General features: G+C 28.4%; 24 protein-coding genes and 1 CRISPR repeat array. Of the genes, 23 read left to right on the top strand and 1 reads right to left on the bottom strand.

All coding sequences use genetic code 11. From position 1 onward, the window contains the following. The first annotated feature begins 239 nt into the window (after positions 1 to 239). The 20 genes from ACY1IQ_RS18730 (at position 240) to ACY1IQ_RS18635 (ending at position 21,728) form a co-directional block, all read left to right on the top strand. Positions 240 to 1,334: a hypothetical protein gene (locus tag ACY1IQ_RS18730; RefSeq protein WP_461615407.1), complete on the top strand. Its 1,095-nt coding sequence runs from the start codon at positions 240 to 242 to the stop codon at positions 1,332 to 1,334. A gap of 295 nt (positions 1,335 to 1,629) precedes the next feature. Beyond that, on the top strand, positions 1,630 to 2,241 hold the full coding sequence (locus tag ACY1IQ_RS18725; protein ID WP_461615406.1) for an LptM family lipoprotein: 612 nt from the start codon (positions 1,630 to 1,632) through the stop codon (positions 2,239 to 2,241). Positions 2,242 to 2,524: 283 nt separating this feature from the next. Next, complete coding sequence (locus ACY1IQ_RS18720; protein WP_461615405.1) at positions 2,525 to 3,295, top strand: SHOCT domain-containing protein; 771 nt, start codon at positions 2,525 to 2,527, stop codon at positions 3,293 to 3,295. A 697-nt stretch (positions 3,296 to 3,992) separates the two neighbouring features. Beyond that, entirely contained in the window at positions 3,993 to 4,721 is a 729-nt protein-coding gene (locus ACY1IQ_RS18715) for a GntR family transcriptional regulator (protein ID WP_461615404.1), read from the top strand. A gap of 79 nt (positions 4,722 to 4,800) precedes the next feature. Beyond that, positions 4,801 to 5,970 carry an SIS domain-containing protein gene (locus ACY1IQ_RS18710; RefSeq protein WP_461615403.1) on the top strand — a complete coding sequence of 390 codons (1,170 nt, stop codon included), beginning with the start codon at positions 4,801 to 4,803 and terminating at the stop codon, positions 5,968 to 5,970. Positions 5,971 to 6,147: 177 nt separating this feature from the next. After that, a complete protein-coding gene (locus ACY1IQ_RS18705; protein WP_461615402.1) occupies positions 6,148 to 7,422 on the top strand; it encodes an ABC transporter substrate-binding protein in 1,275 nt (424 codons plus the stop codon). 93 nt (positions 7,423 to 7,515) lie between these two features. Further along, positions 7,516 to 8,460 carry a carbohydrate ABC transporter permease gene (locus ACY1IQ_RS18700; RefSeq protein ID WP_461615401.1) on the top strand — a complete coding sequence of 315 codons (945 nt, stop codon included), beginning with the start codon at positions 7,516 to 7,518 and terminating at the stop codon, positions 8,458 to 8,460. A gap of 25 nt (positions 8,461 to 8,485) precedes the next feature. Then, complete coding sequence (locus tag ACY1IQ_RS18695; protein WP_461615400.1) at positions 8,486 to 9,319, top strand: carbohydrate ABC transporter permease; 834 nt, start codon at positions 8,486 to 8,488, stop codon at positions 9,317 to 9,319. 60 nt (positions 9,320 to 9,379) lie between these two features. After that, a complete protein-coding gene (locus ACY1IQ_RS18690) occupies positions 9,380 to 10,627 on the top strand; it encodes a Gfo/Idh/MocA family protein (RefSeq protein ID WP_461615399.1) in 1,248 nt (415 codons plus the stop codon). A 33-nt stretch (positions 10,628 to 10,660) separates the two neighbouring features. Continuing rightward, complete coding sequence (locus ACY1IQ_RS18685; RefSeq protein ID WP_461615398.1) at positions 10,661 to 11,656, top strand: N-acetylglucosamine kinase; 996 nt, start codon at positions 10,661 to 10,663, stop codon at positions 11,654 to 11,656. Positions 11,657 to 11,695: 39 nt separating this feature from the next. Next, entirely contained in the window at positions 11,696 to 12,790 is a 1,095-nt protein-coding gene (locus ACY1IQ_RS18680; RefSeq protein WP_461615397.1) for an ABC transporter ATP-binding protein, read from the top strand. A gap of 86 nt (positions 12,791 to 12,876) precedes the next feature. Continuing rightward, entirely contained in the window at positions 12,877 to 13,731 is an 855-nt protein-coding gene (gene fba / locus ACY1IQ_RS18675; protein ID WP_461615396.1) for a class II fructose-1,6-bisphosphate aldolase, read from the top strand. 4 nt (positions 13,732 to 13,735) lie between these two features. Next, positions 13,736 to 14,665, top strand: a complete 930-nt coding sequence (pfkB, locus tag ACY1IQ_RS18670) for a 1-phosphofructokinase (protein ID WP_461615395.1) — start codon at positions 13,736 to 13,738, stop codon at positions 14,663 to 14,665. Positions 14,666 to 14,677: 12 nt separating this feature from the next. Further along, positions 14,678 to 15,832, top strand: coding sequence for an N-acetylglucosamine-6-phosphate deacetylase (nagA, locus tag ACY1IQ_RS18665; protein WP_461615394.1), 1,155 nt, complete (start codon positions 14,678 to 14,680; stop codon positions 15,830 to 15,832). A gap of 217 nt (positions 15,833 to 16,049) precedes the next feature. Continuing rightward, a complete protein-coding gene (locus tag ACY1IQ_RS18660; RefSeq protein WP_461615393.1) occupies positions 16,050 to 16,220 on the top strand; it encodes a hypothetical protein in 171 nt (56 codons plus the stop codon). A 404-nt stretch (positions 16,221 to 16,624) separates the two neighbouring features. Further along, positions 16,625 to 17,634: a CRISPR direct-repeat array (repeat unit 30 nt; unit sequence GTTGAACCTTAACATAGGATGTATTTAAAT). 676 nt (positions 17,635 to 18,310) lie between these two features. Continuing rightward, positions 18,311 to 19,468, top strand: coding sequence for a cell wall-binding repeat-containing protein (locus ACY1IQ_RS18655; RefSeq protein ID WP_461615392.1), 1,158 nt, complete (start codon positions 18,311 to 18,313; stop codon positions 19,466 to 19,468). Between the two features lie 164 nt (positions 19,469 to 19,632). Beyond that, positions 19,633 to 19,905, top strand: a complete 273-nt coding sequence (locus ACY1IQ_RS18650; protein ID WP_461615391.1) for a hypothetical protein — start codon at positions 19,633 to 19,635, stop codon at positions 19,903 to 19,905. Between the two features lie 432 nt (positions 19,906 to 20,337). Beyond that, positions 20,338 to 20,829: an HAD family hydrolase gene (locus ACY1IQ_RS18645; protein ID WP_461615390.1), complete on the top strand. Its 492-nt coding sequence runs from the start codon at positions 20,338 to 20,340 to the stop codon at positions 20,827 to 20,829. Continuing rightward, positions 20,826 to 21,023 (top strand): hypothetical protein, encoded by a 198-nt coding sequence (locus ACY1IQ_RS18640; protein ID WP_461615389.1) that lies wholly within the window; start codon positions 20,826 to 20,828, stop codon positions 21,021 to 21,023. The genes ACY1IQ_RS18645 and ACY1IQ_RS18640 overlap by 4 nt, the downstream gene beginning before the upstream one ends. Before the next feature lie 504 nt (positions 21,024 to 21,527). Continuing rightward, positions 21,528 to 21,728, top strand: a complete 201-nt coding sequence (locus ACY1IQ_RS18635) for a hemerythrin family protein (RefSeq protein ID WP_461615388.1) — start codon at positions 21,528 to 21,530, stop codon at positions 21,726 to 21,728. A gap of 344 nt (positions 21,729 to 22,072) precedes the next feature. Here the strand turns inward: ACY1IQ_RS18635 and ACY1IQ_RS18630 are convergent, their stop codons facing one another. Beyond that, entirely contained in the window at positions 22,073 to 22,294 is a 222-nt protein-coding gene (locus ACY1IQ_RS18630; RefSeq protein ID WP_461615387.1) for a hypothetical protein, read from the bottom strand. A 1,046-nt stretch (positions 22,295 to 23,340) separates the two neighbouring features. On the opposite strand from ACY1IQ_RS18630, the gene ACY1IQ_RS18625 reads away from it, so the two are divergent. The 3 genes from ACY1IQ_RS18625 (at position 23,341) to ACY1IQ_RS18615 (ending at position 26,521) form a co-directional block, all read left to right on the top strand. Continuing rightward, positions 23,341 to 24,252: a M15 family metallopeptidase gene (locus ACY1IQ_RS18625; RefSeq protein WP_461615386.1), complete on the top strand. Its 912-nt coding sequence runs from the start codon at positions 23,341 to 23,343 to the stop codon at positions 24,250 to 24,252. A gap of 15 nt (positions 24,253 to 24,267) precedes the next feature. After that, the gene (locus ACY1IQ_RS18620) at positions 24,268 to 25,356 is read left to right on the top strand and encodes an amidase domain-containing protein (protein ID WP_461615385.1); all 1,089 of its coding nucleotides are present in this window, start codon (positions 24,268 to 24,270) and stop codon (positions 25,354 to 25,356) included. 844 nt (positions 25,357 to 26,200) lie between these two features. Further along, a complete protein-coding gene (locus ACY1IQ_RS18615) occupies positions 26,201 to 26,521 on the top strand; it encodes a putative heavy metal-binding protein (protein ID WP_039632198.1) in 321 nt (106 codons plus the stop codon). The last annotated feature ends 67 nt before the right edge of the window (positions 26,522 to 26,588 follow it).

Raw genomic sequence — 26,588 nt, 5'->3', positions numbered from 1 at the left:
ACATATTGATGTTATAAATAAAAAGAATTATTATGAATTGTAAGCAATAACCCTTTTAAAATTTACTAAGTTATTAATAAAAAAATAAAAGTTATAAGATTATTAACATAAAATAGGATAATAATAATTACGATGGCAAAATAAAATTTGCCATTATTTTGCCATCCAAAATATTATTTAACTTACTAGACTCTTAAATACTATGTTGGTATAATATAGTAAATAAGGGGGGAATTATAATGAAAGTAAAAATTAGAAAAATGTTAGTTTTTTTAATAATCGCCATTCTTACTATTACGCCACTTTCTGCATTTGCAAGTACAAACAAAAAAGATATAAAGGTAACATTTAATAAAACCAACGTTAAAGTCAATGGGATTAGTTTTAATGGCAACAGAATGTTATATAATAATAAAATATATCTACCAATAAACAGTATTGCTAAGCTATTTAATATGAATGTTTACTATTATGGAAAAACTAGGACAACATATATAGGGCAGGTACCTGTTGGAGAAGTTCCTAAAAATGTTATTGATTCTTGGAAAAATATCAAGCAGACAGATAAAACTACAAAAGAATCACTTATTTCGAAAGATTTAGCCAATATTAATGCTACTTTCAATAGTGGTAGCGTTAAAATTCATGGGAAGAAAATGAATACTGATAATATTCTTTATAATAATAATACTTTTATATCGCTACAAGAAGTATGCGAAATACTGGGAACTAATTGCAACTATTATGAGCCAACTTCAACAACATATGTAGGAATGATTCCTCAAAATGAAGTTCCATATGATGTATATAAAAAATGGTTTCCATATAAAAAGGAAAAATTACAATCAAAACCTGCAACGGGAGAAATGGCAGGGTGGAAAAAACTTATAGGACATGAATATGAAAGTATCGCTGATATTTACTATAAGTTGGACGGAAGTATTTTAAACGTAGATTTAAAAGATATAAGAAAAGCTGATTTAAATAAAATTGTAGAATGGACAAATGATGATGGTATAAAAATACGTAATAGATTAGGAGATATATACTCACTATTTAAATATTCTAATCAATATACAACAAAGTGGTTTAGAAATAAGTTTGGTAAGCTTTATGAGGATTGGATACTTGTGAGTACTATAAAAGCTGAAAATATAGTATCAGATTACTTACAAGAGACAGGACAAATTCCAAAACAAGATAATATAACATTAACCCCAGATGCTGAATATGAAACCATAGAGCCTGAGGAAGAGAAAATCAGTGCTGAAGAAGTAATAAGGAATATAGAAAATCATACGAAAACTCAATCAGAATATAAAGTAAAAAATTAAGTTAGAAATGTATTTTAACAATAAAAACACTTACATTAGTAAGTGTTTTTATTATATGTAAAAGTAAGGTAACAATGAGGCAAGTTATGCTAACTAAGTTCCTATAGATTTAAAATTCTATCTAACGTTCTTAGAGATATACTTAGAAATGAAACGGTATATATGCTTCAATAGATTTGCATGAAGAAAAAGAGAAAACTATTTGAAATAAAGCAAAAAGATAAAGGAAATGCTTGTTTAATAAGTTATGCTTTGCTATTATAGAAATGAAATATTGGCAATAAAGGAGAGACATATGAAAAAAATAGCAAGTATATTACTTATCATTACATTACTTTTTACAGTCAGTGGTTGTAAGCAAAAAACAGATTTAGAACCTCAAAAAAATAATGAGGTAGTAGAAGATAATAATAGTAAAAAAGAGGAAGATACTAAAAAAGAAGATGTTAAAAAAGAAAAGAGTTCAGAAATAAAAGAAATCAAAAAAGGTGAAGTAGTTAGTGTAGATGATTATTGTGAATTAACAATTGAGGATACTAAGTTTGATAAAATAATAAGTCCACCCAATGCAAAAGGTGTTTATTCTTACTATGAGGCTGAAGGTGAAGGGAAAGCACTTTTTGAATCTGTTATAAATATAAAGAATCTCCTACCAGATGGGAAAATAGCAGATGAATTTTTATCAGTTAAAGTTCTTTATAATAAATATGAATATGGTACATTTTCAACAATAGAGTATGATGATGGATCAGATTTTACTTATACTAATATAACATCAATAGAACCATTAGCAAATGGAGTACTTCACTTTTTAGCAACAGTACCAGAAAGTATGGAGAGCGATAATAAACCTTTAGCAATTATCATAAAAGCTAATAATCAAGAGTTTAAATATAATATTAGATAAAAGTAATACATAATAAAAACACTTACATTGGTAAGTGTTTTTATTATATGTAAAGGTAAGGTGGTAGGGAGGCAATATATGCTCACTATGCCCTCCATAGATTTAAAATTCTACCTAGCGTCTTTAGAGATATGCTTAGAAATGAAAGAACTTTATATATGCTTCAATAGGTCGCATGTAGAAAGTAAAAGAAACATATGGGTAAAGTTAAAAGAAAAACATAATATTGAAAGCACCGCTATTATTTGGTATTATTTAATTAGGTTTATGGGGGGTGCATAATATGGGTTTATTCTCAAGAAAAGAAAATTGTTGTATTTGTGGTATTGAAGAAGGAAAAAAGAAAATGGCCAGTGGATTTATTTGTAAACAGTGTTTACATTCATGTAGTATTAATTTTCAAGTTAAAATAAATAAGAATACAACAAAAGAAGCAATATTAACTGAAATAGAGAATAATAAAAATAATAAAAAATTGCTAGGTGATTTTATAACTACTAAAAAGATAGGAGCTTATATAGAATTTGATGAACAAAAGAGATTATGGCTTATACCGGATGGACTTCGAGGTAAAAAAATTCATCCGAGAATATATACTTTTGATAATATTGTAGAATATGAGCTTTTAGAGGACGGAGATACTATAACAAAAGGGGGATTAGGAAGTGCTATTGTTGGTGGAGTTTTAGCAGGAGGTGTTGGAGCAGTTGTTGGTGGAGTAACTGGTAAAAAGAAAACTAAATCTGTAATTAATAATTTAAGAATTAAAATAACTGTTAATGATACCAGCAATCCTAGTATTTATATAAATTTAATAAATACGCCAACAAAAGCTAACTCATTTTTATATAAAATGGCATATGAATCAGCACAAGAAATACTATCAATGCTTTCTGTTATAACTCAGAGTAATGAAAATGAAAATCAGCAAGAAAAGATAACTAATACAGTATCTGTAGCAGATGAATTGATAAAGCTAAAAAGTTTGTTAGATGATGGTATACTTACAGAAGAAGAGTTTATTGCAGAGAAAAATAAAATTTTACTTAAATAAAAGCAAAACAAGCACTTACATAGTTGTAGGTGCTTTTATATGTGAAAAAGCTCTTTTAATTTAATATAGATTATTGGTAGCTAACAATTTATAATTTTGGAAATTTGAATAAATGTAATTTTAAATTAAATAAAGGGTGGATAGAGAAGTAATTGTTAATGATTAAAAGTAGATAAATGTAATATTAGAGTAAAGTTATATGTTATAAATTGAATTAAAGAAGATAGAATTCATATAAAAAGTTTTTAGCAACTAAAATTTTAGGCCTTGTTGCTGTAATTTTATGGAGTAGAACAATTGTTTTAAGAGAGATGACACTAAATAGTATTGAAATAGTAAATTTCATATTAGGTATTACTCAAAATATGGCGGTAGCATGGCTTTTTGCTTTTTAAATAGAAAAATATTTATTCTGCACTATTAAAAAAAGATGCTCCTGTAGTATCAACAGCTATTTGAGTGTTAAGTTTAGGCTCGAAATTATCTATGATTTATTTTAAAATGACCCATTTGATATAATAAGTAACAGGATTTACTTTAAAAATTTTCTCTACGTTAAAACTTAACATATTAATGTAATTAGAAGAATATTATTAATAAAATAAATTGTTAAATTGTATTGACAGTATATGAAAAATAATATAACATTTAAATATGTGGTACGTACCAGTAATAAAAATAATTGTAGGTGGAAACTATGAAGAATATAAATAAAGAAAGTAGAATACCATTATATTACCAGTTGATAGATATCCTTATAGAAATGATGGACAATGGATATCTGAATGAAAATGATCAACTGCCTTCAGAAAGAGAATTGTGTGAAACTTACAATGTTAGTAGATCTACTGTAAGACAAGCGATGCAAGAATTAGAAAGAGAAGGGTATGTATATAGAGAACATGGAAAGGGAACTTTTGTTTCACCAAAAAAATTGAAACAAGATCTTCTAGAGTTTTATAGCTTTACTGATGAAATGAAAAAAATAGGAAAGAAACCATCATCACAAGTATTAGATTTTAAAACAATAGAATGTAATGATGAATTAGCAAAAAAGATGAATTTATTGTCAGGAGAAAAAGTTTATGTATTTACAAGATTAAGACTAGCTGATAATGAACCTATGATGTTAGAAACAAGTTATGTACCTTGTAACAGATTTCCAGGGCTTACGAAAGAACAGCTAGAAAAAGACGCAATGTATAATATATTTACAGAGACATACAAAACAACCTTTACCTGTGCTGAGGAAATATTTCAGCCAGTGTTAGCCAGTGAAGAAGAAGCAGCAATACTAAAATATAATTCCGGATTGCCTGCAATGATGATAAAGAGAATAACATATGAAAATAATATGGTTATTGAATATACAAAAGGTATTGCAAGAGGAGATAAATTTAAATACCATGTTTTATTAAAAAAATAAATTTTTTTTAAACTAACTGGTAATTACAACATGATGACATAATGACATCATGTAATTATGACGTGATAAGGGTGATGAAATGTTTGGATTTAATGAAGATAAGTGGAAAGAACTGAATGGATTTAACACAGCTAAAGAAATATATCAACAACCGGAGCTTTGGATTAAAACATTAGAAATAATTGAAGCTAATAAAGATAATATTAACAAGTTTATAGATGAAAGACTTAAAAAAGAAAAGATTAGAGTGGTATTTACAGGAGCTGGTACCTCTGCCTATGTAGGGGAAGTAGTGATTCCTTATTTAAATAAAAGAAAGGAATATATTTTTGAAGCTATACCTACAACGGACATAGTTTCTAATCCTGAGTCATATTTTAAAAAGCATATTCCTACAATATTAGTATCTTTTGCTCGTTCAGGGGATAGTCCTGAAAGTGTTGCAGTTTATGATTTAGCTAATAAGTTAATTGATGATATAAGTCATATATTTATTACATGCAATTCAAAAGGAAAACTAGCAAAAATGTCTGAGGAAAATGAAAATGCTCTTTTATTGCTTATGCCAGATAAATCTAATGATTTAGGATTTGCCATGACTAGTAGTTTTACCTGCATGACCATTGCGGCATCATTAATTTTTGATATGGAAAACCTTGAAGAGAATAAGAAACAGATATATGAAATGTCAAACATTGGTAAACACCTATTAGAGGATGGATATAAGGAACAGAAAAAATTATTAGATTATGATTATAATAGGGTTGTATATTTGGGATCTAGCAGTTTCTTTGGAATTTCAAAAGAAAGCTCGTTAAAACTATTAGAACTAACTAGAGGGCAAATTATATCTTATAATGAGACGGTACTAGGGTTTAGACATGGTCCTAAGTCTATTGTTGATGATAAAACCTTAATATTTTTATATGTTTCCATAGATGATTATGCGAGAAAATATGATGTAGATATGTTAAGCGAAATTTATAATAATGCTGGAGAACATAAGATAATTTCAATCACACAGGAATATGATGAAGAGGTTGAAAAAAATTCAAATCATCAACTTTATTTAAGTAAATATCCAATTAAAATAGATAATGAAATTTATATATCATTACTTTATCTACTTTACGCTCAAGTATTCACACTATTATGCTCAGTAAATAATCATGTGGAACCTGATAATCCTAATCCAAGTGGAATTGTTAATAGGGTAGTTAAGGGAGTATCAATTTATAGTTATGAGTAGTAGCTATAAAAATATATTTAAATAGTATGAGTCGATATATAGTAGTGAATTATAACATGAAATTAGAAAGTCATTATTTTTTATTTAAAAAACTGTGTAACCTTTCATATATATTAAAAATTTAAAAAGTAGTGTGAAGAATTTTACACTATCATATATTTTAAGGGGGAAAATATTATGAAATTTAAAAGAATGGTTGGCACTATTCTCTCCGTAATTATAGTGACTACAATGCTTGCTGGATGCAGCGGAGAAACTAATGACAAAACTACTAGTAATGACGACAATGTAACTTTGACCTTTGGATTGTGGGACAAGTATCAAGAACCAATACTGCGAGAGATAGCTAACAAATTTGAAGAACAGAACTCAAATATTAAAATTGACATTCAATTAACGCCTTTTGGTCAATATTGGACAAAACTAGAAGCAGCTGCTACTGGTGAAGTTCTTCCAGATATATTCTGGATTAATGGTCCCAATATAGTTAAATATGCATCGAATGGAATACTGTTACCTATTGATGATAATGTGAAGGAAGATAATATGGACTTAAGTTTATATCCAGAAAGCTTAGTGAAGTTATATACCGTTGATGATAAACTATATGGTATTCCAAAAGATTGGGATTTAACAGCGTTATGGTATAACAAAAAATTGTTTGATGAGAAAGGTGTAGAATATCCAAATGAAAATTGGACGTGGAATGATATGGTTGAAGCGGCTAGAAAATTAACAGATAAAGAAAAAGGTGTTTACGGAACAGCTGCAAGACCTGATACACAAGAAGGTCTTTATAACTCAATACCTCAAAGTGGTGGATTTATAATTTCAGAGGATAGAAAAAAATCAGGATATAGCTCTCCAGAAGCTATAGAAGGAACACAAATATGGATAGATCTTATAAAAGAGGGAATATCACCTACTATAGAAGAAATGTCAGATACCTCTGAAATAGACATGTTTAAGGCTGAGAGATTAGCTATGGTTAACGCAGCTTCATGGGATGTGCCTGTATTTATGGAAAATGAATTAATAAAAGATCACATTGATTTGACTGTAATGCCATTGATTAAAGAGCGCGCAGCAGTAATACATGGATTGAGCAATGTTATTTCTGCTAATACAAAGCATCCTAAAGAAGCTTGGGAGTTTGTGAAATTCCTTGGAGGTAAAGAAGCAAATGAAATTTGGGCAAAATCAGGAGTAGTTATCCCTGCACGTATGGATGTATTAGATATATGGAAAAAGACTTATCCTAATCTAAACCTTCAAGCATATATTGACGAATTAGACTATTCAATAATGTATCCAACATCAAAAAACACGCCAAAATGGAATGATATTGAAATTAATTACATTAAGCAAATGTGGGCTGGAAAAATATCCGTTGAAGAAGGGTTGAAAAAAATCGGTGAGGAAATGGACAAAGTACTTCAACAAGAAAAGTAAGGTGAAAACTAATAGTAGTACAGCTAGTTGGACTTTTTTAAAATAGCTCACCTAGTTTGTACTATTCCTTAGATTTAAAGAAGGGGGAGTAAAATGGATACATTAATTGTTGAAGAAAGAGAAATTAAAAAGAAAAAACCTCCTAAGAAAAAGAGTAGACTTAAAAGTAAAAAATTGAATGATTGTCTTTGGGGATATTTATTAATACTACCATTATTATTAGGACTAGGTATATTTTATATAATACCTTTTTTTCAGAATCTGTATTATAGTTTTACGGACTTAGGCTCTTTTGGAAAATACTCATGGATCGGACTCGAAAATTATAAGCGACTTATCTCTGATCCTACTATTCCACGAGCATTACTTAATACTTTCAAATTTACCATAGTATCTGTTCCTATTAGTATTTGCTTAGCAATTATCATATCTACGTTATTAAATTTAAAAATAAAAGGAATCTCATTTTATAGATTATTGTTTTTCTTGCCAGCTGTCACTATGCCAGCTGCTATTGCTACCATGTGGAAATGGCTTTACAATGGACAATATGGTTTGATAAACCATGTTTTAGCTAAACTTGGCTTAGAGGGACATGCTTGGATAGCAGAGCCTAAATACGCAATGACAGCTTTAATAATTGTAGGCATATGGAGTTCACTCGGAATGAAAATAATTTACTTTCTTGCAGGACTTCAGGGGATTTCAAAGTCTTATTATGAAGCTGCTACTATAGATGGTGCTGGTCCAATAAGACAATTTTTCTCAATAACCTTACCACTATTAGCACCAACAATATTCTTTGTTTCAATTACATCATTAATTGGTGCTCTTCAAATGTTCGACATAATATTTATGATGATTAGCAAGACTAGTATGGCAATAGATAGCACTATGTCCATTGTATATCTATTCTACAAAAATGCATTCGAATATCTTGATAAAGGATATGCATCAGCAATTTCTATAGTATTATTTGTAATAATACTTATCATTACAGCATTTCAACTTAAACTGCAAAAGAAATTTGTTGATTAGTAAGAATAGGTTAGGAGAGTTGAAAATGAATGAATTAAATTTAAATAAGAATAAAAAAATTCTTATATATTTTATTTTAATAATAGGAGTAATTACTACGGCAATACCATTTATATGGATGATACTAACATCACTTAAAACATTAGGAGAAACAACACAAATACCTCCTAAAATTTTTCCATCTTCACCTCAGTGGAGCAATTATAAGAAGGCTATAGATACGCTGCCTTATGGAACATTCTATTACAATACTATTGTATATACTATAGTAACCACTATAGGACAACTAGTTTTCTGCTCCATGGCAGGATATGCCTTTGCAAGAATTGATTTTCCGGGGAAAAATTTTATATTCATTCTTATACTATCTGTACTTATGGTACCGGGACAAATATTTATAATCCCTCAGTTCATGATTATTAAGAAACTAGGATTATTAAATTCAATACCTGCCCTTATCCTTCCTGGACTCTTTAGTGCTTTTGGTACTTATTTAATGAAACAGTTTTTTATGAATATTCCAAAGGAATTGGAAGAAGCTGCAGTATTGGATGGCTATAATCGTTTTCAAATATTGACGAAGATAATGCTTCCACTAGTTAAACCTGCATTAACTGCACTTGCAATAAGTACAATGTTGTATTGCTGGAACTCATTAATGTGGCCTTTAATTGCAAATACTTCTATAGATAAGATGACATTGTCAGCGGGTCTTGCTTCCATGCAAGGACAGCATTCAACTAACTACCCAGTAATGATGGCTGGAACTGTACTTGCTATATGGCCTATGATAATTGTATTCTTAATATTCCAAAAACAATTCGTTGAAGGAATGGCTTTCACTGGAACAAAAGGTTAATATGATTGAAATTCATTTTATAATATTTTGGAAATCTTAATTAGTTGAGGGGGATTAAAAATGTCAAAAATTAGAGTTGGATTAATAGGAGCAGGACAGCGAGGTAAAGATATTTATGGAAATTATGCACTTGTAAATCCTGAGCATATAGAATTTATAGCAGTAGCAGAACCAAATGAAATAAAAAGAAAAGAGTTTTCCGAAAAACATAATATAAAATCAGAATATCAATTTGAATCATGGGAACAACTTTTAGAAAAAGATAAATTCTGCGATGCAGTGGTTATTGCTACTCCAGATAGAACACATTTTGAACCTGCAAAGCTTGCATTAAAAAGTGGTTATCATATACTTTTAGAAAAACCTATGTCAAGTATACCAGAGGAAGTAATGAAATTAGGAATGCTTGCAAAGGAAAATAACAAAGTATTTATGATATGCCATGTTCTTAGATATACACCTTTCTTTAATACTATCAAAAAAATAATAGACAGCGGTGAAATAGGGGATATAATGTCCATTCAACATAACGAAAATATTGGATATTTCCATTTTGGCCATAGTTTTGTAAGAGGAAACTGGAGAAATTCAAATTTATCAAGTTCTCTAATGTTACAAAAGTCTTGTCATGACATGGACATCTTATTATGGTTAGTGGGAAGTCCTTGCAGAAAAATAGCTTCCTTTGGTGAGTTAAGCTATTTTAAAAAGGAAAGAAAGCCTGAAGGTGCAGGAGATAGGTGTGTTGAGTGCAGCATAGAAAGTAAGTGTCCTTATTCAGCAGTTAAATTATATTACAATAACGTTGGAAGATGGCCCACTACTGCAATAGTTGAAATTCAAACAATAGATGAGGTTAAAAAGGCAGTTGCTAAGGGACCTTATGGAAGATGTGTGTACAATTGTGACAATAATGTAGTTGATCATCAAAGTACTATATTAGAATTTGAAAATAATGTTACAGTAACTTTTAACTTATCAGCATTTACAAATCAAGTGAATAGAACCCTTAAAATAATGGGAACTAAAGGAGAAATTCGTGCAATAGATAGTAAAAATGAAATAGAAGTTCAATTATTTGATACAAATGAAAGAAAAGTATTAAATCCTAAACAAATCACTGGAGGGCATGGTGGTGGAGATACAGGGATAATGGAAGATTTTATATCTCTAATCTTATCTAACAAGAGTAAAGCTTTAACATCTGCTAATGTCTCCGTACAAAGCCATATGATGGCCTTTGCAGCAGAAGAATCAAGATTAACAGATAAAGTAGTAAATATGAAAGATTATTACAATAATTTTTAATTTTCATATATTTTAGTGATAGGGGGAGTTTGTTTGAACTTTTTAGGGGTAGATGGAGGTGGAACTAAAACAGAATTCATCATAATAAATGAAAATGGACAGGTACTTGGGCATCACATTAAACCTACCTGCCACTACAAACAAACATCTTTAGAAACATTCGAAAAAGTTATGTTGGAAGGTATAGAAGAGGTTTGTAAACAAGCAAATATATGTATATGTGAGATAGATTTTTCTGTAATTGGAATTGCAGGATATGGAGAAATACCAGCGGATATCGATACTATTGAAAAAGTGGTCAAAAGTATCTTATTGAAGGATACATATAAATGCGTAAATGATGCTGTGGTGGCATGGGCAGGCTCGCTAGGGTGTAATCCTGGAATAAACATTGTGGCTGGAACAGGTGCAATAGGATACGGAGTGGACTATAAAGGTAAGACTGCTAGATCTAGTGGATGGGGTCCATTTTGTGGAGATGAAGGTTCAGCCTTTTGGCTTGGCAAAAAGGTTATAGAGATATTTAGTAAAGAAGTTGATGGGAGATTAGAGAGAACACCTTTATACCATATTGTTCGAAATGAATTTGGTATTGAAAATGATTTTGATCTACTTGATATTGTTGTGAATAAGATGGAAATGAAAAGAGAGGAAGTTGCAAAACTAGCGAAATTATTATACAAAGCAGCTGAAGAAAATGACAAAATTTCAATAGAAACTTATTCACAAGCGGCATTTGAACTTTACCTAACTATTAAATCTATAATAGATAAATTAGATTTTTTACCTGAGGAAAAGTTATTAGTTTCTTACTCGGGGGGAGTATTTAATGCAGGCGAGTATGTTTTAGCTCCTTTAAGAAAATACTTTCAAGATGAAAATAAATGTATTGAGCTAATTACTCCTATATTAAAGCCAGTATATGGTGCTGCACTATACGCTTTAACTATGAAAATGGGGAAAAGCAATATTAATATTGTTGAAAATATAAAAGCAGAGCAATTAAAATGGGAAATCCACGATCGTTGAATGAGTTAAATACTATTCAAGTATGAAGGGAGAGCTTTTATGGCTGGTTTATTATTTAAAAATTTATATAAGATATATGACGGTGATGTAACTGCTGTAAGTAATTTCAATTTAGAAATAGAAGACAAAGAATTTATAGTACTAGTAGGGCCTTCAGGATGTGGAAAATCTACTACACTTAGAATGGTTGCAGGACTAGAAGATATATCTAAAGGTGAACTATATATTGATGATGAACTTGTTAATGATGTTCATCCTAAGGATAGAGATATAGCAATGGTTTTTCAGAATTATGCTCTATATCCTCATATGACTGTATATGACAATATGGCTTTTGGTCTTAAATCTAAAAAATATCCAAAACAAGAAATAGATGAGAAGATTAAAGAGGCGGCAAAAATATTAGGAATAGAAACCCTGCTTCATAGAAAACCTAAAGCCCTTTCAGGTGGTCAAAAGCAGAGAGTTGCTCTTGGAAGAGCCATTGTTAGAAATCCAAAGGTTTTCTTAATGGATGAACCACTATCAAATTTAGATGCGAAATTAAGGATTCAGACTAGAGCAGAAATAACAAAGCTACACAATAAATTAAAAACTACATTTATTTATGTCACCCATGACCAAACTGAAGCAATGACAATGGGAGATAGAATTGTAATAATGAAGGATGGTTTAATTCAACAAGTAGATACACCAGAAAATGTATATTCAAATCCGACAAATATCTTTGTAGCAGGATTTATAGGAAGCCCCAAGATGAATTTCGTAGATGCTAAAGTTGTTAAAGAGGACGGAGATATTTTCATAAAACTCCTTAATTCAATGATTAAACTAGATAGTGCTAGAGTTAAGAGAATAATAGATAAGGGATATGTAGGTAGAGATATTATAATGGGAATTAGACCAGAACATATGTATTATAATAAAAAGAAAACTGATGTATTCTTAGATGGTATAGTAGACTTTATAGAAATGCTAGGTTCAGAGAAATATCTCTATCTTACAATGGAAGGCAGTTCATTTACAGCTCGAGTAGATTCGGATAATATTGTGAAAAAAGGAGATAAGGTAAGGCTATATCTAGATGATAAAAAAATTCACATATTTGATAAAGATAGTGGCATATTAGTATAGTATTCTTATTAGAATTATGAGGTAAGCCTTATGTTATTGAGGAATTTTAACCATATAAATAATTTGATATTAGAGAGGTGAATAAGATGGATATTGTTTCAACAAAAGAAATGTTATTAGATTGCAAAAAAAATAGATATGCTGTTCCAGCTTTTAATATTCATAATTTAGAAACAATGCAGGGTGTATTAGAAGTTGCTAATGAGTTAAACTCACCAGTAATCATTGCTACTACACCAGGAACTATTGATTATGCAGGAATGGATTATTTAGTTTCAATGGTTAAAGTTGGAGCTAAAAGATATAATATCCCCATTTCATTGCATTTAGATCATTGTTCAGATATTGAAACCATAAAAAGATGTATAAAAGAAGGATATAAGTCTGTAATGATAGACGCCTCATTAAAGGGATATAAGGAGAATATTAGAATAACAAAAGAAGTGGTAACCTTTGCACATAAGTATAATGTAAGTGTAGAAGCAGAACTAGGGCTAGTTGGTGGACAAGAAGATGAAAGAAAAATTGAAGAAAAAGATAGCATGCTTACAGATCCCCATATGGCTTTGGATTTTGTGGAAAAAACAAAAGTTGATTCACTGGCAGTTGCAATAGGTACTGCCCATGGAGCTTATAAGTGTGAACCAAAGTTAGATTTCGAAAGATTACATGAAATTAACAACTTAGTCAGCATTCCTTTAGTATTACATGGAGCTTCAGGAGTGCCCGCTGAAAGTCTTATAAGAGCAATAGAATATGGTATTTGCAAAGTTAATATTGCAACGGAGTTAAAAATGCCTTTTGCTGATGCAATAAAGAAATTCTTTAATGAAAATCCTAGTGCAAATGACCCTAGACATTATTTAGTACCTGCTAAAGAAGCATTAAAAAAGGCAGTAGCAGAAAAAATAAAAATTTGTGGCAGTATAAATAGGGGGTAAACTAATGATTACTGTTACCTTAAACCCATCAATTGATAGAAGATATAATATTAAAAACTTTGAGAGGGGAAAGGTTTTTAGAGCTGATGGCTTCCAGTATACTCCTGGAGGAAAAGGATTAAACGTGGCAAAAATAATAAAAACTCTTAACGAACCAGTTATAGCTACAGGCTTTTTAGGAGGAAGATCTGGAAGCTATATAGAGGAAAAGTTAGATGAAATGAATATTAGGCATAATTTTGTTTCCATTGATGGTGAGACCAGAAGTTGTTTAGCAATAATTTCAGATGATGGTAGCCAAACAGAGATATTAGAGTCTGGCCCTTTGATATCACAAAAAGATATGCAGAGGTTTTACAAGCTATATGAAGAATTAATTAGACAGGATGAAATCATATGTATTTCAGGAAGTATGCCAAAAGATGTGGACATAGAGGCTTATAAGAATTTAATAGAGACCGCTAATAGAGAAGGAAAGAAAATTTTGTTAGATACCAGTGGAGAAGCGTTAAAAAAGGGTATGGAAGCTAGACCATATTTAATAAAGCCAAATAAGGAAGAATTAGAAAATCTCATTGGAAATGTTATTTCTACAGAAGAGGATATAATCAAAGCAGTAAGTCCTATGATTAAAGAAGGTATCAATATAATTGCTGTATCTCTTGGAAGAGAAGGATGTTTAGTATTTAATGATAATTATATGTATAGAGTAAAAACACCTAAAGTAAAGGCTGTTAATCCAGTAGGTTCAGGAGATGCAATGATAGCAGGATTTGCTGTATCTTTAAAAAGAAATTATGAATTTGAAAATATGCTAAAATTAGCAGCGGCTTGTGGAACAGCTAATGCTTTAGAAGAGGAAACAGGAAAGGTAGACATCAATAATATTAATAGACTTATAGAAGATATAATTATTGAAAAGATTAAATTATAAAAAGGAGATTTAATGAGTACTTTAATTAAAAATATTAGATTAATTACACCTAATAGTGTAGAAAAAGGATATGGGGTTGTATTTAATGAAGGTAAAATAATAGATATAGATTTAGAAGAAAATATAAATCTAGAATTAATAAGTAAAGTAATCAATGGAGATGGAAAATTCTTATCACCTGGTTTTATTGATATTCATAATCACGGCAATACAGGTCATGATATTATGGATAGCACAGAAGAAACTCTTGATAGAATTGGAGAATTTCATATAAAAAATGGAATTACTTCCTATTTAGGAACTATAATAACCTCTTCATATGATAATATTATTACTTCAATAAAAAATATAACGGATTATAAAAACAAGAAAACACTGTCACAGTTACTAGGTATTCATCTTGAGGGGCCTTTTTTCTCCATTCTTAGAAAAGGAGCACAACCAGAAAAATATATTAAAGAGCCGGATATTGAGATTGTTAAGGACTTTGTAGAGCTGGCTAAAAATAAATTAAAGATGGTTTCTATAGCACCGGAATTTAATGGAGCTATAGAGATTATCTCTTACTTAAAAGAAAAGAATATTACTATTGCAATGGCTCATAGCAATGCTACATTTAACGAAGCTAAAAGAGGAATAAATCATGGTGTAACAGTAGCTACTCATTTATTTAATGGTATGAGAGAATTTAACCATAGAGAGCCTGGTATAATAGGAGCAGCTCTTACAGATGATAGGGTATATTGTGAACTTATCTATGATAGGATACATTTACATGATGAAACAGTAAAAATTGCTCTAAAAACAAAAGGAGTAGATAAAATAATATTAGTTTCAGATGCTATGAGGGCAGCAGGCTTTGAAGATGGAGAATATGAATTAGGTGGACAAAAGGTCATAGTTAATAATGGAGCAGCACGTTTAGAGAATGGAGGTTTAGCTGGGTCAACATTAAATTTAAAAGATGCGGTATACAATATGGTAAGTATGTTAAATATACCAATTCAAGATGCTGTAAGGATGGCTAGCTTATCTCCAGGTGAAGCGATTGGTGTAAGTAAACATAAAGGAAGTATTGAAATTGGTAAAGACGCGGACATGTTATTATTTGATGATGATATAAATATATCCTCTGTATTTATTGCTGGAAATTGTGTTAACTTCTAATTTTTTAACACTAAATTGTCAAATTAAATGCAATGGTTTACCTTATCTCAAAAAACTTCATTTAAAGATAATTATATATAAAATAATGCAATAAAGATAGTTCTTACTTATGTTAAGGACTATCTTATTTTGAGTTAAAGTTTAAATATATTCCATTTATTTAAAGATTAGAAATCATTTGATTAATAATGTAAACTAGTTAAGGGGGAGATAAATAATGAAAAAATATAAATATATTGCTAGGTTTGCTAGGACTATATCTATGCTTTTAATGATGTATCTATTATTTTCAAAGCTTGAAAATAATAAAGATACGTGGATTATAATTGGATTATACATCATATCTATAGCAGCTATGGAAGTGGAAAATTATCTAAAAAATCATTAAATATGATAATAACTATGCATTGTATTAGCTTAATAAGGTGGTTTATCAGAAAATTTATAGACTATCTTATTTTTATTTTATAAAAGAACAATTTAAATAGTTGAGTTTTAACATAAGATATATTTGACATCCTTACGGCAAGATTCCCATGGGGTGCAGTAATTTTATTAGTATAATTTCTTAATCAGTTACTTTTTAAAAATATTAATATTAAAACTATATAAAATTTTACCAACCTAAGTTTAAAGAAAACTCCTTATAATCTGTTGAAATATCAAGATTTATGAGGAGCTTTTTTATTATTTTTTCAAAAATACAAAACGGTTGGTAAAATTTTAAGAAAACTCTTTAATCTCAATGATTTTAATGATATGATAAAAATAAAGAATGGCTTAAATACAGTGGTTGAACCTTAACATAGGATGTATTTAAATTTTAATTCAGTCTCCATGTTTTCTAAACCATTTTGTTGAACCTTAACATAAGATGTATTTAAATAAATGACAGATTACTTGATAGGCAAATACGTTGTTGTTGAACCTTAACATAGGATGTATTTAAATGATGAAACACTAAAACAAGATTTCGTTAGTGGAACATGTTGAACCTTAACATAGGATGTATTTAAATAATGAAGTTCAATTTGTTATTGATGATAAAGTTATAGTTGAACCTTAACATAGGATGTATTTAAATAGGAAATGACCGACCGAGGTTATTTCCCATTTATGTTGAACCTTAACATAGGATGTATTTAAATCTTAGGCGCCTATCTATCCATGTATCTTGTGTAACAGTTGAACCTTAACATAGGATGTATTTAAATAAAATAATCTCGCCAGTTTCTATATCAATGTGATAGTTGAACCTTAACATAGGATGTATTTAAATTTAAATTTATTTAGTATATAATCGTCAACCTCTCTTGTTGAACCTTAACATAGGATGTATTTAAATACATACTTCTAAGCGTCTCTATTTCTAGCCTAAGATGTTGAACCTTAACATAGGATGTATTTAAATTGATTTATCCCCCTAATTATTTTTCTTTCTTAAAGGTTGAACCTTAACATAGGATGTATTTAAATTTGTCTCTAAGAATTAAAACTTGTTTGTTATTATAGTTGAACCTTAACATAGGATGTATTTAAATGTTTTTACATGCCAGATAGTAGTGATACAGAAGAGGTTGAACCTTAACATAGGATGTATTTAAATGTTTGTTGCTTATCAAATTCCCTATGCAGTATAAGTTGAACCTTAACATAGGATGTATTTAAATGCAGCAGAAACTTTTTCTTTAGGCATTACATGGGTGGTTGAACCTTAACATAGGATGTATTTAAATGTTTGTTTATTTTGCTCCATTTGTTCGCTCAAAAATGTTGAACCTTAACATAAGATGTACTTCAACATTAGATTATAGAGCAAATCTAAGGGGGATTTTTATAGTACCCTGTCCAATTTGTAATAACAAAATACTATTAGTTTTCCACCTCTGGGGAACAGTAGTGAAGCCCTTTAGGGTTCCCCTGAGGTGTAGTATAGTTTGGAACAATGCCAATAAATTTAATATCAAATTTTATATAAAGTTTTACCAACCTCGAAGGGAATAAAACTCCTCATAATCTGTTGAAATATCAAGGTTTATGAGGAGTTTTATTCTTGTTTTTTAAAAGACACAAAATAGTTGGCGAAATTTTTAATAAGCCTTTTATTTTCAATGGGTTAAGAGGTATAATGAAAATAGAGAATGGCTTAAGTGCAGTGATTGAACCATAACATAGGATGTATTTAAATTAAGGCATAACACAAATAAATTATAAAAAGTAGGATTGAACCATAACATAGGATGTATTTAAATAACAGAAAAAGAGATATATACTCAAAGGCAAGAAGAATTGAACCATAACATAGGATGTATTTAAATTTTAATCTCTGTTTTAAATTATTTAAAGCAATTTGATTGAACCTTAACATAGGATGTAATTTAAGAAGGATTATTAGGAGACGTACCTAATAATCCTCTTTCGTTTATAAAAGGATAATATAAATAATTGTAGAATAATAATACATTGAGAGGTGATTTTATGGGGAATAATAGAAAAACAAAAGTTATATCCTGTTTTATTGCATTAACATTAATAATTACCAATCTACTTAGCTTAAATGTTAATGCAGAAACTCAAGTAAAAAGACTAGCTGGTCAAGGGAGGTATGAAACTGCAAAAGCTGTTACATCACAATGGGATAAATCAGAATATGCAGTTTTAGTTACAGGTTCAGATTATCCAGATGCACTTAGTGCAACACCATTAGCTAAAAAATATGATGCTCCAATACTATTAACAGAAAAAAGTAAATTAAATAATAATACCTTAAGTGAAATAAAAAGGTTAGGTGTTAAAAAAGTATTTATAGTAGGGGGACTAGGAGCAGTAGGACCACAAATAGAAAATGAATTAAAAAAGCAAAGTATAAGTATAGAAAGAATATGGGGACATGGAAGATATGAGACATCTGTTGAGGTTGCTAAAAAATTAGAAAATACTAAAGAAGCATTTATAGTAACTGGAACTGATTTTGCAGATGCACTTACAGTTGCACCTATTGCAGCTCAAATGAGAGCACCAATTATACTAAGTCCATCGGGTAACATAAATAATGCTGTTAAAAAATATTTAGCACAAGTATCAAAAACATATGTAATTGGTGGAACGAAGGAAATAAATGAAGTAGTATACAAACAACTTCCTTCACCAGAGAGAATAAGTGGAGTAAATAAATACGAGAGAAATATAAATTTAATAAATAAATTTGTAGATAACAAAGAAAATATTTATGTAGCAACTGGAGATAATTATCCTGATGCTTTAGCAGGAAGTGCATTATCTGCTAAAAATAACGGCTATATTTTATTAGTAGAAGAAAATATAAATAATACTACTTTAAATTTTGTAAAAGAGAACAAATTTAATACAATAACAGTACTAGGAGGTACTGGTGTTGTATCAGAGACAATAATTAACATTATTAAAACAGGAAGTTACGTGCCAGATAAAGATAATACTACAGAATCGAATCAAATACCACAACCTCAACCAGTATCAAACACTGTATATGTAACTTTGAATGGAAAAGCGTATCACAAAAATGATACTTGTAGTAATATGAAGAATCCTACTGCTATGTCTAGAGCAGATGCAATATCTAAAAAATATAAGCCTTGCAGTAAATGTAATCCTTAGAATAACAAGAGAATTGGTTAGTATTATCTAGTTAATTCTTGTCTTTTTATATTTTCTCATTAATTTTTAATGAATAAAAAGTGAATATAATTTGAAAAAATTAATAAACTTTGGTAATATATAATATGTAATACGTATTAATTAAAATTTTAGGAGGAATATTCATGAAGGGAAAAAGAATAAAAACATTACTTTTAACAGGAGCAGTACTTTTAACAGCTACTGGATTTATGGCTTGTGGACAAAAGACAGAAGAAACTCCAGGTACTAAAGTAGAAGATAAAAAAGTAGATGAAAATAAAGATTCTTCAAAAGAAGAAAATAAAGAAGATAAAAAAGAAGAAAGTAAAGAAGATAAAAAAGAAGACAACAAAGAAGATAACAAAGAAGAAAATAAAGATCAAAGCGCAGATCAAAGCAAAGAAGAGAAAAAATAGTATATTTAAAACTAGAAATCAAAAAAGAGGATTATTAGGAATTATACCTAGTAATTCTCTTTTTAATTATTTGATTTATTATTTAAAAATTAACATGAAGAAATTACTTATTAAAAAATAAAAGTTTTTTCTTTTAGTTATAATTGTATTTTTAAATTAATCTTTATATTGGCTAGTTGCAAAAGACCTTGTTTTAACTTAAATTTAGAAGCTAACTTTTTTGTTTATAAAAGGTAAATATATGTGATTGTAGAATAATATATTGCTAGATAAGATAACCCCAGTACAGAGAGCAAAGAAAATTAATAGTAGGTAGATAGTGATATGAATTAGATTAATATCTAAGTTATAGACATTTTTGCAATATCAAAAGAGCTGAAAATTTGATTAAATATATCATGAAAGATTAAATATAAAAGTGAGGGTTTCAATATGAATAATAATATAAATGTTATATTTTTTGATTTGTTCTTTACACTGGTAACACCAAAATATAACGATTTAAGAAATGAAAATGATGTATTAAGAATAACAAAAGCAGAATGGGAAAAATATACAGAAGACAATGAACTATATGTAAAAAGAGCAACTGGACAGGAAAAAAAACCTCAGAAGATAATTGAAGGTATTGTTGAAAAAATGCAAATAGATGTTAAAGAGTGTGAGAAAATAGAAATTTTAAAACTAAGGGAAGAGAGATTTAAAAAATCGTTAATTGATGTAGATTCTACAATACTTGATGTTCTTGCAGATATAAAGAAAAATGGAAAGAAGATATGCTTGCTCAGTAATGCAGATATAATTGATGTGATGCATTGGGAGAAGTCTCCTCTAAATGGTTTATTTGACGATACAATATTTTCATATGAAGTAGGATATTTAAAGCCTCAAACTGAAATATATGATATTGCATTAAAAAAATGAATGTTAATCCAAAAGAATGCATTTTTATTGGAGATGGTGGTTCTGATGAATTAAAAGGTGCAAAAGAGTTAGGAATAAAGACCATATTAACAGAATACTTACTAAAAAGGGATGAAAGACAACATAATGCAATAAAGAAATTTGCAGATTATTATATCAAAGATTTTAAAGAAATTAAAAGTATATTATTTTGAAATAATGAAAACTAAATTTTATTAATTTTAATATAGAATTTAAAAGGATTATTGGGATTATAACTAATAATTCTTAATATTTAAGTGATAGAAGATTTTATCTTTCTATATTATAGAAAAAGTTTATAATTTTATTAGCAATAAATTAAAGGATTTAATTTTATGAGGATAGATGAATTTATATATAAATAATAAAACAGAAGAATTTATAAGTAAATTTTAAATTATATGTAAAAAACGATTGATTTTATAGAAGGGATTTTTAGATTTATATAGAAAATCTTATAATTTGATGATGAGGATAAAATGAATAGCTGGAAAGATGAGTATATATTACTGAGTGGAACTAGTAGATGAACAACATAAAAAATTAATTGAATAGCTGATGATTTATACAACTTTTGGAAAAATCAATTTATTACAGATAAATACGATAGAATTAATTAAATATTAAATGATTTAAAAGATTATGCTGTATTTCATTTTAAATCAGAAGAAGAGTACATGCTTAGTATAGGTTATAAAAAATATTTATCACACAAAGTTGAACATGATGACTTTATTGCAAAGATTAATAGCTTTGATTTAAAAGAAATTGATGAAAGTCAACAACGATATCTAATAGAGATACTAGAGTTCGTAATAAAATGGATAGATGGACATATTTTAAAGAGAGATAAATTAATAGCATTAGAACAAAATTAAGAATAACATTTAAATTTATTAAAATAGAAAAGGAGCCAAAAGCTCTTTTTTTGCTTTACATAAATCATAAATTTTAATTTTTGATATTGTGAACTAAATAGATACAATTAAAGTACTAAAAGAATAACATTCATTTCAATATATACATTAATTGTAGAACGGCATATTTATATTAACCTTTTACTCAATATTTAATAATATCTTTAAATTTGAGTAAACTAAATTAAGAAATTGATTTGAAAATTTATAAAAAATAAAAAAATATGTGAGATAAAATTTAAATGATGATGGTGATACAGTTGAAAAGTAGTATAAATTATGGATCATGGTTTCTTAAAGCTTTATTAATAATAGTTTCTATAATAGGCATTTTCTTCTTTGTATATAGAGTTTTTCAATATAGAAATATTTATTTCATCATATATGATTAAGTATATATGTATAATGCTTTGCTTTCTAATATGTTTATTTGCTGAAAAAAATTCTCTTAATAAATTAGATATTTCTTTACTTAAAGCAGGACTTTTTATAACCATGTTTGCAGATTTATTTCTTACTGTTTTCAATTATTATACTTTAGGTGTAGCTTTATTTTGTGTGGTTCAAATACTTTATTCTATTAGATATGAAGCTCTTAAAATTAGTGAAACATCTCTAAAATTTATAATTACATTCCTTTCCTGCACGTTTATCTTATTTATTAATTAATTTGTTTATTATAAAAATTGATATATTATTTGCAGTAGCATTATTTATGCTATTTGTCTAATAATCAGTATTAGAAAAGCTATAAAAATTTGTAAAAATAATTTATACCCTTGCCCTAATAAATATATGATAGCTTATGGTATGATACTTTTTATTTTATGTGATATAAATGTAGCTTTATATAATATAACAGAAGTTACAGGAATCTCATGGACCTTTATTGACATAGTGCATAATATCTCCGGATTATCAATATGGCTTTTTTATGTGCCTTCTCAGCTATTGTTATCTTTGTTGGATATAATTTTTCATTAAATATTGCAGAAGTATAATTTATAATATTTAGTGAGGATATGACATATCCTCATTTATTTTTAAAAATATTTTTCTATTAAATAATCAAGATAGCTATTGGATAATGTTATAGATAAACTATCTTGAAAATCTAGGTTATAACTTCAAAATAACGGTATTTTTTGGCATGTGTTTTAATATATATTAAATTTAGGATTATGGATTTCACAAATTTTGAAAATTTAACTTATGTATAATTTTAATTTCTATATAATGTCAAAAATTCTTTTTCTATGATCGCAATTAAGAATGAAGGGATACGAATTATGGCTTAAAACTATAATGCCAGCGCCTTTGAGTTTTTAAAATAAATTTTATTTTAAGAAATTCACATTTAGTAATTTCATCCTAATTCTTCATTCTAATTATTAATCTTTAATTTATAAAGATTTAGACTATTTTTATGTATTATTTTCATAGTATATTTTAAGTTTTAACATTATATACCCATATATCTATAAAAATGCAATCTTAATTTAAAGACGAATACATATTATATTAGTCTAAGGGAGAGGATATGAATATATAAATTCTTAGAGGTGGTATTAAAATGAAAAAAATATGTTCCTTTATTGTAGCATTTACCTTATTAACAAGTAAATTCTATAATATAAATGCTTACGCTCAAAATATAGATTATGATACTACTATGAAACAGGACTTATTATCTTTATTTATGGCATATCCAGAGGATATTGTTGATATAGAAAAACAGGATAATGGGCTTGTTTATTTAGTTATGAAATCAGGAAATAAAATAGTTTACGATGATAAAAAAGAAAAAACTCAACAAGAAAAGTTGGTTAATGGGGATTTACAGGACATGATGGAGCAAGTATATCCTCTTGAAAAAATTGATGATTTAATGGAGGAAAATTTTGATCCTGGTCGTATAAGAGTTTATTCATTATTAAATGAAGTATACGGCTCATCTAGAGAACAGATAGAAAAAAATCTTACAAATGTAAATTTTGCATATCAAAATTATAAATTTAATAAAAATAATAAGGCAGCTGAAAATTTAGATAATGTTTCAAAAAAACTTTTAATACTTGCCAAAACTAATACTAAGATTGGACCATTTGTAAATCCATCTAATGGAACTTTTAACTATAGAATAATCTCAGGAACAGGAAGATTAAGTCCACATGCCTATGGCATTGCTATAGATATTGCTAGTGATAAAAGAGATTATTGGAAATGGGCATCAAGAGAACAAGGAAAAGCTAGATTACTTCAATATCCAGATGAATTAGTAAAAACCTTTGAAGAGAACAATTTTGTGTGGGGAGGAAAATGGGGACATTTTGATATATTACATTTTGAATATCGTCCAGAAATTATATTAAAAGCAAGATACTTTGGAGATAATAAGGGAGAAAAAGCTAATTGGTATGAAGGCGTACCATGCGATGAAACAATAAAAACCTATATTGAAAAAATTGACAAAGCTTTAAGTTAGAAAAGAGGTGTACATATGAGATTCTCTTCCTGTAAAAAAGTCATTATCTTGCTATTACTCATTCTCTTTAGCCCTTTCAATAAATTTTATACAGTGAAGGCAGAGGAAGAGGATGTTGATATTAATCAGGTTGTTGAAAGAATTTTTAAGGATAGAAGTTTAGCCATATTAAATCAGGACTTAGAACTGGTAGAACAGTTTTATGATACAGATAGTAAATATGGAAGATGGGCATATGAATATCAAGAAAAGAAAACTAAATACATAATAAATTGGGCTGAGAAGCAAGGAGTTAAGTTTACAGAGATAAACCCTCATGTAGTAATTAGAAAAGTAAAGGGTAATGATGATGTTTATTCATTTAATATACTTTGTTCAATGGAATATAAATATTCCTATGAAGACGAGCCAGAAGTTTCCAATAAATCGAGGATAGGAAGCTATCATACTATGACTTTAGCTAAAAAAGATGGTAATTGGCTTATTACAAAAGAATGGTATAATGACCCTTTTGCAGACTCCTTAGACCTAGAGAATATAAAATCTAATGATATAAAACAACATATAATTTCACAACCTCCGAGAGACATGTCTAACTTAAACGAAAGAAGAGCGGGAGCTATAGAGTATGCTAAAATGTATTGCGGCTCAGCTACAGAACCAGAATTTGATTTTAAATACAATAAAAAATATAGAAACTTTAACTATGAAGGAGGAGATTGTGCAAATTTTGCATCTCAAATACTTCATGAAGGAGGAAAGTTTAAAAAGAATTATACATGGAATTATGATAAAGGAAGCGCTACAGGACCTTGGGTAAACGCAGATAAATTTACTCACTATATGTTAAATAGTGGTAGAGCATCAGTTATAGCAAAAGGTTCTTATGAAAATGTATATAAAGCATCATATAAATTGTTACCTGGAGATTTCATAGCCTATGAGAAAAAAGGAGATATTACTCATATCTCCGTAGTAACAGGAGCAGACTCCAAAGGCTATTCGTTGGTAAGCTGCCATAATGTAGACAGAAATGATGTACCATGGGATTTAGGCTGGAGTGATAAAAAAATAAGATTTTGGTTAGTTAGAGTACATTATTAATAAAAGTTATGCTGATTATAAATAAAATTTTCTTTGGAGCACCGCAGTAAAGAGTATTTTAACTGTGGTACAGTAATTTTTAACTGATATAAATTTTCATTTTTTTATTTTGACTTAATGTAATAGTAAATATCTAATTGTCCTATTAGTATACTAACACAAAATTTTTCCAATCTCCCTAAAAATAAAGCTCCTCGCAACCTATTGAAAACTCAAAGGTCGTGAGGGGTTTTTATTAATTTTTTAAACACAAAATGGTTGGGAAAATTTTAAGAAAACTCTTTAATCTCAATAGTTTTAATGATATGATAAAAATAAAGAATGGCTTAAACACAGTAGTTGAATCTTATACAATTGAAAATTGAGAATAGATAATTGACAATTAAGGTTAAAATTAGTTTTAATCAAACTAATTTTTTTAAAAACAAATGAATTTTAAATTTCTCTTATAAGAGAGAAATATCAATAATTGTCCATTGTCAATAGTCAATTCTCAATTGATGAAGTTGAACCTTAACATGAGATGTATTTAAATGGGCTGAAAGATGAAGTAACTAAAACTGTACTTAAAGTTGAACCATAACATAAGATGTATTTAACATCATTGCTAGAAATATTTCCTCTAGCAGCAGTAATTTGATTAACGTAATTTTAAATTTTCAGTTTTTTGTTTATGGTATAGTTTTAAAAAAATTAAAATTTACATATAATATTAAAGAAAATAAAGGGATTTTTCATACATTTGTAGAATATATTTAAAAAAATTATAGAAATTATTTTATTTAAGTATAAAATATAATAGAAAAATCCTATATTAATATTAAAAAACTTTGGAGGATAATTTATGATAGTTACGACAACAAATGCAATTGAAGGAAAAAGAATATTAGAGTACAAAGGAATAGTTTTTGGTGAGGTAATCTCAGGAGTTAACTTTATTAAAGATTTCAAAGCAGGATTAACTAACTTCTTTGGAGGACGTTCAGGATCTTATGAAAATGAATTAATTGAAGCAAGAGAGGCTGCATTAAGAGAATTAGAAGAAAGAGCTATGGCAATAGGTGGTAATGCAGTTGTTGGAGTAGATGTAGATTATGAAGTGCTAGGTCAAGGTGGCAGCATGCTTATGGTAACAGTTTCAGGTACTGCAGTTTTAGTTGATTAAAAATAATTTTTACATAATAAATAAATTAGGACTTTGCATTGCAAAGTCCTTTTATATTAGGGGGGGA

This window comes from Clostridium sp. Marseille-QA1073 (assembly GCF_054863625.1).
Note: the sequence above shows the minus strand (reverse complement) of the source record. Positions and strands in the feature narration are given on the sequence as shown.